The sequence below is a fragment of the Nocardiopsis alkaliphila YIM 80379 genome (assembly GCF_000341005.1).
Taxonomy (GTDB): domain Bacteria; phylum Actinomycetota; class Actinomycetes; order Streptosporangiales; family Streptosporangiaceae; genus Nocardiopsis; species Nocardiopsis alkaliphila.
The window spans coordinates 1-7,247 of the sequence record NZ_ANBD01000094.1; the positions used below are offsets into that span (position 1 = coordinate 1).

Annotated in this window: 6 protein-coding genes; 5 read left to right on the forward strand and 1 reads right to left on the reverse strand. The window is 66.1% G+C overall.

Going from position 1 to position 7,247, the window contains the following annotated elements; genetic code table 11:
• From D472_RS0114160 to fdhD, 4 genes are all read left to right on the forward strand, one after another.
• Positions 1–1,609, forward strand: a 1,609-nt coding sequence (locus D472_RS0114160; protein WP_017605145.1) for a CDP-glycerol glycerophosphotransferase family protein, incomplete at its 5' end; no start/stop codon positions are given.
• A gap of 69 nt (positions 1,610–1,678) precedes the next feature.
• The gene (locus tag D472_RS0114165) at positions 1,679–1,972 is read left to right on the forward strand and encodes an antibiotic biosynthesis monooxygenase (RefSeq protein ID WP_017605146.1); all 294 of its coding nucleotides are present in this window, start codon (positions 1,679–1,681) and stop codon (positions 1,970–1,972) included.
• A gap of 195 nt (positions 1,973–2,167) precedes the next feature.
• On the forward strand, positions 2,168–3,556 hold the full coding sequence (locus tag D472_RS0114170) for a glycine--tRNA ligase (RefSeq protein ID WP_193373466.1): 1,389 nt from the start codon (positions 2,168–2,170) through the stop codon (positions 3,554–3,556).
• A 158-nt stretch (positions 3,557–3,714) separates the two neighbouring features.
• A complete protein-coding gene (fdhD, locus tag D472_RS0114175) occupies positions 3,715–4,560 on the forward strand; it encodes a formate dehydrogenase accessory sulfurtransferase FdhD (protein ID WP_033303834.1) in 846 nt (281 codons plus the stop codon).
• Positions 4,561–4,840: 280 nt separating this feature from the next.
• Here the strand turns inward: fdhD and trhA are convergent, their stop codons facing one another.
• A complete protein-coding gene (trhA, locus tag D472_RS0114180; protein ID WP_152447961.1) occupies positions 4,841–5,497 on the reverse strand; it encodes a PAQR family membrane homeostasis protein TrhA in 657 nt (218 codons plus the stop codon).
• Positions 5,498–6,062: 565 nt separating this feature from the next.
• Here trhA and D472_RS0114185 point away from each other — a divergent pair.
• Positions 6,063–7,247: PEP/pyruvate-binding domain-containing protein (locus D472_RS0114185; protein ID WP_017605150.1), on the forward strand; the 1,185-nt coding region annotated here is incomplete at its 3' end.

The window sequence follows — 7,247 nt, forward strand, 5'->3', positions numbered from 1 at the left end:
CTCGGCCACCGGTCACCTGAAGCTGCGCGCCGGTCGGGCTCGCCCCGTGGTCGACAACGCCCACTGGGAGGAGCGCACCCTGGTTCTGGGCGGTGAGTTCCCCGCCGGGGTCGACCTGCGCTTGGTCGCCAAGGCCCGTGGTCGTGACGAGGAGCACGAACTCACCCTCGAACGGAACGGGGGTCGCTTCAGCGTCCGCTTCGACCCCTCCCGCGTCCAGACCCTGTCCGGGGAACTCTCCCTTCCCGCAGGGACCTACCAGCTGTGGGGGCGAGTCGGAGAGGAGGGCACCGGGAAGGGCTCTGGCGACAGCGTCGACGTGGGGGTGGAGTTCGCCGACGCCCTCATCGGGGAGTTGCCCTCGACGACGAGCAGTCCCGAACGCGAGTACACGCTCACCTACCAGAGTCGCGGCATTCCGGTGATCCGTGTCGGCAGTGACCTGCGCACCGCCGAACGTGGTGCCTTCGCTCAGCGTCGGCTGCGGGAGATCTTCTACCCGGCGCAGCGCTTGGAGCCCGTCACCGAGGGCATCCTCTTCGATACCTACACCGGTCGGCAGTACTCCGACAGCCCGCAGAGCATCTACGCCGAATTGCGAGGGCGGGAACGCTGGGCCGACTATCCGATGTCCTGGCTGGTCGCCGATGGACAGGTGCGTCTGCCCGAGGACCTCACCCCGGTCCGCCACAAGGGCGAGGAGTACTATCGGGAGTTGGCGCGTAGCCGCTACCTGGTCTCCAACTCCCGCCAGCCCGCCTGGTACCACCGGCACCCCGACCAAGTGGTCGTGCAGACCTGGCACGGTTCGATGCTCAAGCGCATCGGCTTCGACGTGGAGAACATTCGCGGCAAGTCCCGCGACTACTTCGACAAGTTGGCCTGGGAGACGAAACAGTGGGACTACCTGGTCTCACCCAGCCCCTGGGCGACGCCGATCCTGCGCAGCGCCTTTCGGTTCGAGGGTGAGATCCTGGAGACCGGATATCCGCGCAACGACGTCTTCTTCTCGGCCGACCGGGAACGCATCGCCGAACGCACCCGTGGCCTCCTGGGTCTGCCCGAGGGCAAGAAGGTCGTCCTGTACGCACCCACCTGGCGGGACGACAAGTACTACACGCGAGGCAAGCACAAGCTCGACCTACACCTGGACCTGCGCCGGATGTACGACAAACTCGGTGAGGACCACGTGCTCCTGGTACGGCGTCACCCCCGGGTGGTGGACAGCGTGCCCATCGTGGGGAAGGACTTCGTCTACGACGTGTCCCTGTACCCGGAGATCATGGAACTGTTCCTGATCACCGACGTGCTCATCACGGACTATTCGTCGATGATGTTCGACTTCGCCAACACCGGCCGGCCCATGCTCTTCTTCACCTATGACCTGGAGAGCTACCGGGACAACCTGCGCGGCTTCTACTTCGACTTCGAGGAGACCGCGCCGGGGCCGTTGCTGACCGAGTCCGACGACGTCATCGCGGCCCTGCTCGACATCGATGAGGTCGCCGAGAAGAGCCGTGACTCCTACCGGTCGTTCGTGGAGCGGTTCTGCCCCTTGGACGATGGTCGGGCCGCGGCCAGGGTCGTGGATCGGGTCTTCGGAGCCTGAGGTGTTCGATGCGGGTCGCTCCGGCGCTCCCGGAGCGACCCGCCCCTTTCGGTGCGCCACAATGGTCGGGTGATCGTCATCACCCGTTACTCCGTGTCCGAGGCCGAGACCGAGGCCTTCCGAATCGACGCCGACGCCGCCGTCGCGGTCCTGGCCGAACGTCCCGGCTTTTTGCGGCACCGCATCGGACGTGCCACCGACGACCCCACGCTGTGGACGGTCGTGACCGAGTGGGAGGGCGCCGGCTACTACCGTCGCGCCCTCTCCGACTTCGATGTCAAGATCACCGCCGTGCCGCTGCTGTCCCGGGCCATCGACGAGCCCAGCGCGTTCGAGATCCTCGACACCTTGGACACCCCCTGACCTCATACTCGGGTCGGTGGTCGTTGCGCTCACCCCGAGGGAGGGCGCGAGCGCCCCGCGATTGCTCTAGCCTGGGGTGACGCGGTCGCCCGGAGCGCCACATCCGTGGCTCCGCGCGAGATCCGCGTTCTTTCACACACGACGATGTATCGCGAACAGCGATCCACCGACCGCCAGCCGGATGGAGAGTCACCCATGGCCGCCAAGTCAGAGGCAATGGACGCACTGGTCAACCTCGCCAAGCGCCGAGGTCTGGTCTACCCCTCCAGTGAGATCTACGGAGGTCTGCGCGCAGCCTGGGACTATGGCCCCCTGGGCGTGGAGCTGAAGAACAACGTCAAGCGCCAGTGGTGGCGTTCGATGGTGCAGGAGCGCGACGACATCGTCGGCCTGGACTCCAGTGTGATCCTGGCTCGTGAGGTCTGGGAGGCCTCCGGCCACGTCAAGGAGTTCGTGGACCCGCTCACCGAGTGTCAGGCCTGCCACAAGCGCTTCCGCGCGGATCACCTCATCGAGGCCTACGAGGAGAAGCACGGCCAAGAGCCCGCCGAAGGCCTGGCCGCCATCGCCTGCCCCAACTGTGGAGCCAAGGCCTCCTTCACCGAGCCGCGCATGTTCAACGGTCTGCTGCGCACCTTCCTGGGCCCGGTCCAGGACGAGAAGGGCCTCGCCTACCTGCGCCCGGAGACGGCGCAGGGCATCTTCATCAACTACAAGAACGTCGAGCAGAGCGCCCGCCGCAAGGTCCCCTTCGGTATCGGGCAGATCGGCAAGTCGTTCCGTAACGAGATCACCCCGGGCAACTTCATCTTCCGAACCCGTGAGTTCGAGCAGATGGAGGTGGAGTTCTTCTGCAAGCCCGGCAGCGACGAGGAATGGCACCAGTACTGGATCGACCGGCGTCACCAGTGGTACCTGGACCTGGGCATCGCCAAGGACAACCTGCGTCTGTACGAGCACCCCAAGGAGAAGCTGTCCCACTACTCCAAGCGGACCGTGGACATCGAATACCGTTTCAACTTCCACGGCAGTGAATGGGGTGAGTTGGAGGGCGTCGCCAACCGCACCGACTTCGACCTCAAGACGCACTCCGAGGCCTCCGGTGTCGACCTGTCCTACTTCGACCAGGAGAACAACGAGCGTTACATCCCCTACGTCATCGAGCCCTCGGCCGGTGTGGACCGGGCGATGCTGACGTTCATGCTCGAGGCCTACCACGTCGACGAGGCGCCCAACGCCAAGGGCAAGTTGGACAAGCGCGCCGTCATGCGCTTCGACCCGCGCCTGGCCCCGGTCAAGGCCGCGGTACTGCCGCTCTCGCGCAACGCGGACCTGTCGCCGAAGGCCCGTGACCTGGCCGCGGCGCTACGCAAGCGCTGGAACGTGGAGTTCGACGACGCGGGTGCGATCGGCCGTCGTTACCGTCGCCAGGACGAGATCGGTACGCCGTTCTGCGTCACGGTGGACTTCGACACCCTGGAGGACAACGCGGTCACCGTTCGTGAGCGCGACACCATGTCGCAGGAGCGTGTGTCGCTGGACAACGTCGAGATGTACCTGGTGGAGCGCCTGCCCGGCTGCTGACATCGACGCTGCGCACCACGACCTGGGGCCCTGTGCCGCTTCGGCGGACACGGGGCCCTCGTCGTCGGTGGGACCGTATCCTCCAAGGCCCGAGCGCTGTAACGTGACGCGCATAGGTGGGAGATCGGCGCACGGTGGTGCCGGATCGGGGGGTGACCATGGGTCGGGTGACGACACGCGAGCGAATCCTGAGGATCCGAAGCGGTGCGGTGAGCGAACGCGTGGACACCTTGGTGGCCGAGGAGCCGCTGGAGATACGGATCGACGGGGCCCCGCTCACGGTGACCATGCGCACCCCGGGCCACGACTTCGACCTGGCCGCGGGGTTCCTGGTGGGCGAAGGCGTGGTGCGCGGTGTCGACGATTTGAAGATGATCCGCTACTGCGCCGGGGCCACCGAGGACGGTTCGAACACCTTCAACGTGCTCGATGTGTCCTTGGCTCCTCACGTGCCGGCGCCGGACGTCTCCCTGGAACGCAACTTCTACACCTCTTCGTCCTGCGGACTGTGCGGTAAGACCGGTCTGGACGCGATACGTACCCGGGCGGCGTGGTCGGTGGCCGAGGACGAGGCGCGGATCACGGTCCGGACCTTGTCGGAGTTGCCCGAGCGGCTGCGTGAGGTCCAGCGGGTGTTCGACCGGACCGGCGGACTGCACGCGGCCGGCCTGTTCACCTCGGAGGGTGAGTTGCTGGCGGTACGCGAGGACGTCGGTCGTCACAACGCGGTCGACAAGGTGGTGGGATGGGCCTTGCGTGAGGGACGCACGCCGCTGCGGGGGAGTGTGCTGATGGTGTCCGGCCGGGCCTCGTTCGAGTTGGTTCAGAAGGCCTGGATGGCGGGGGTCCCCACGCTCGCCGCGGTTTCGGCGCCCTCTTCGTTGGCCGTGGATCTGGCGGCGGAGGCCGGTATGACCCTGCTCGGGTTCCTGCGGGGGGACTCCATGAACGTCTACACCGGTCGCGAGCGAGTGCTGGTGCAGGAGGGGGCGGGACGGCCCTGATAGGTCGGTTCGTGTTGCGACGCGGGCGGAGACGGCCGAACCCGGGGGGAAGTGGTCTCCGGCCGTCTCCACGGAACCCGTGGCCGCACACGACCGCGAGAACCGCTTTCAAGGTAGTGGTGCGAGTCGGAGGTGTCAGGGTGTTTCGTGCTGGTTGTCCCACTGCGTAAGTGAATCGTGACGATGTTTCCCAACGTGGTCATGGCGGGGCTTGGAAAGGAGACCGTCCGTACTCTGGGGGCCGTGCCGCCCGGGCTCGGGCGAAGGAGTCGTTCCGGGGTCAGGTGGCCGTGTACACGACGAAGGACACCGCGACGTAGTGGCAGACGAACGCCGCGATGGTCAGTGAGTGGAAGATCTCGTGGAACCCGAACCAGCGCGGTGCGGGGTCGGGGCGCTTGAGTCCGTAGACGACGGCGCCGACGCTGTAGAGCACGCCGCCCACCAGGATGAGGATCCAGGTCGCCGGGTGGGTGCCGCCCACCAGGTCGGAGATGAACAGAACCGCCACCCAGCCGATGGCCAGGTACAGGGCGGTGGAGAGCCATCGCGGGGCGTTCAGCCACAGCAGTTTGAAGGCCACTCCGGCGATCGCGCCACCCCAGACCAGGGCGAGCATCGCGATGCGCAGGGTGCCTTCCAGTACCAGCACGATGAACGGGGTGTAGGTGCCGGCGATGATCAGGTAGATGTTGGAGTGGTCCATGCGGCGCAGGACCCGCCGTGCCCGGGGGGACCAGCGCCCCACGTGGTAGATGGCCGAGGTGCTGAACAGCAGGACCGAACTGAGCGCGTAGACGGCGGCGGCTATCAAGGCCGGCACGGTGGGGGAGAGCAGCACCAGCACGATGCCCGCGGCCAAGGCGAGTGGGGCGGTGCCCAGGTGCAGCCAGCCGCGCAGCTTGGGTTTGACCGCCTCCAGCAGGTCTCCGGCCATGGACACGGCTCGCTCGGGCGCGGAGACGTCGTGTCGGTCGTCCTCGGGGTCGGTATCGTGCTCCGTGTTCGAGGCCCCCGCGTTCTGCTGGGCCCTACCGGGTTCCTGCAGTTCCGACACCGTGTGCACCTCTTCCGGTCCTTCGGGAACCACCTCTTGGTGGGTCCACGCCAAGCCTAACTTACGGAAGCGTAGGTTACTTGCTGGTATGGCTGTGTCGCCCCGCACAATTCGACTTGGTGGGGCCGGCGTCGCGGGGGATTGGTCGCGTGCTCCCAAGGGTTTTCGGGGTCGTTCGGTGATGCTGAGGATTCGATGATGGGGCCGCTGTGACCAGCAGGGTCATGGGCTCTTCCCACTCTGGGTGACCAAAGATGAAGATGGGGAAGAGTGTGGATCTACTGAACCATTGGTGTAGACCTTTCCAATGCCTCTGAACAGGTGTTATGTCGTAATGAGGTGGTTCATGGAAGGTTGCTTTGTCCGGATGTGGATAGAGTCGCGCCCATAATCCAGGGGTCGCCCCGGACAGCACGAGTCACCGAGAGAGCGAGGGAGAACCCCCGTGACCAAGTACGTCTACAAGTTCACCGAGGGCAACAAGGACCTGAAGGACCTCCTCGGTGGCAAGGGGGCCAACCTCGCGGAGATGACCAACCTCGGTCTTCCGGTGCCGCCCGGTTTCACCATCACCACCGAGGCGTGCCGTCACTACCTGGAGAAGGGCACCATGCCCGAGGGCTTGGACGCCGAGATCGAGGCCGACCTGGCCGAGCTCGAGAAGGTCATGGGGCGTGGCCTCGGCCGCCCCGACGACCCGCTCCTGGTGAGCGTACGGTCGGGCGCCAAATTCTCCATGCCCGGGATGATGGAGACCGTCCTCAACATCGGCCTCAACGACGAGTCCGTCATCGGCCTGGCCACCCAGGCCGGCGATGAGCGCTTCGCCTGGGACTCCTACCGCCGACTCATCCAGATGTTCGGCAAGACCGTTCAGGGCATCGATGGTGAACTCTTCGAGGACGCCATCGACGAACTCAAGGCCGCCAAGGGGATCACCGACGACCTCGACCTCGACGCCGCCGACTTCCGCCGTCTGGTGGAGCGGTTCAAGGAGATCGTCGCCGAACAGACCGGCCGGCCCTTTCCCGGCGACCCCCGCGAACAGATGCGTTCGGCGATCAAGGCCGTCTTCGATTCCTGGAACGCCCCACGCGCCGTCCTTTACCGGCGGCAGGAACGCATCCCCGCCGAGCTGGGCACCGCCGTCAACGTCTGCTCCATGGTCTTCGGCAACCTCGGCATGGACTCGGGCACCGGTGTGGCCTTCACTCGCGACCCCGCCTCCGGTCGTCCCGGCGTCTACGGCGACTACCTCCAGAACGCCCAGGGCGAGGACGTGGTGGCGGGCATCCGCAACACGGTGCCACTCACCGACCTGGAGACCATCGACGCTCGCAGTTACGAAGAGCTCATGGGCATCATGGACAAACTCGAGAACCACTACCGCGACCTGTGCGACATCGAGTTCACCATCGAGCGCGGCAAGCTCTGGATGCTCCAGACCCGCGTGGGCAAGCGCACCGCCGCGGCCGCCTTCCGTATCGCTGACCAACTCGTCGACCAGGGCATGATCACCCTCGACGAAGCCGTCCGGCGAGTCAACGGCGAACAGCTCGCCCAGCTGATGTTCCCCCGTTTCGACGAGGAGGTCGCCATCGGCGACGATGTCCAGCGGCTGGGGGGCGGG

Bases quoted from the DNA above. Each gene is read 5' to 3' on its own strand.
- D472_RS0114170 (WP_193373466.1), top strand. From the start codon at position 2,168: ATGGCCGCCAAGTCAGAGGCAATGGACGCACTGGTCAACCTCGCCAAG.
- fdhD (WP_033303834.1), top strand. From the start codon at position 3,715: ATGGGTCGGGTGACGACACGCGAGCGAATCCTGAGGATCCGAAGCGGT.
- trhA (WP_152447961.1), bottom strand. From the start codon at position 5,497: ATGGCCGGAGACCTGCTGGAGGCGGTCAAACCCAAGCTGCGCGGCTGG.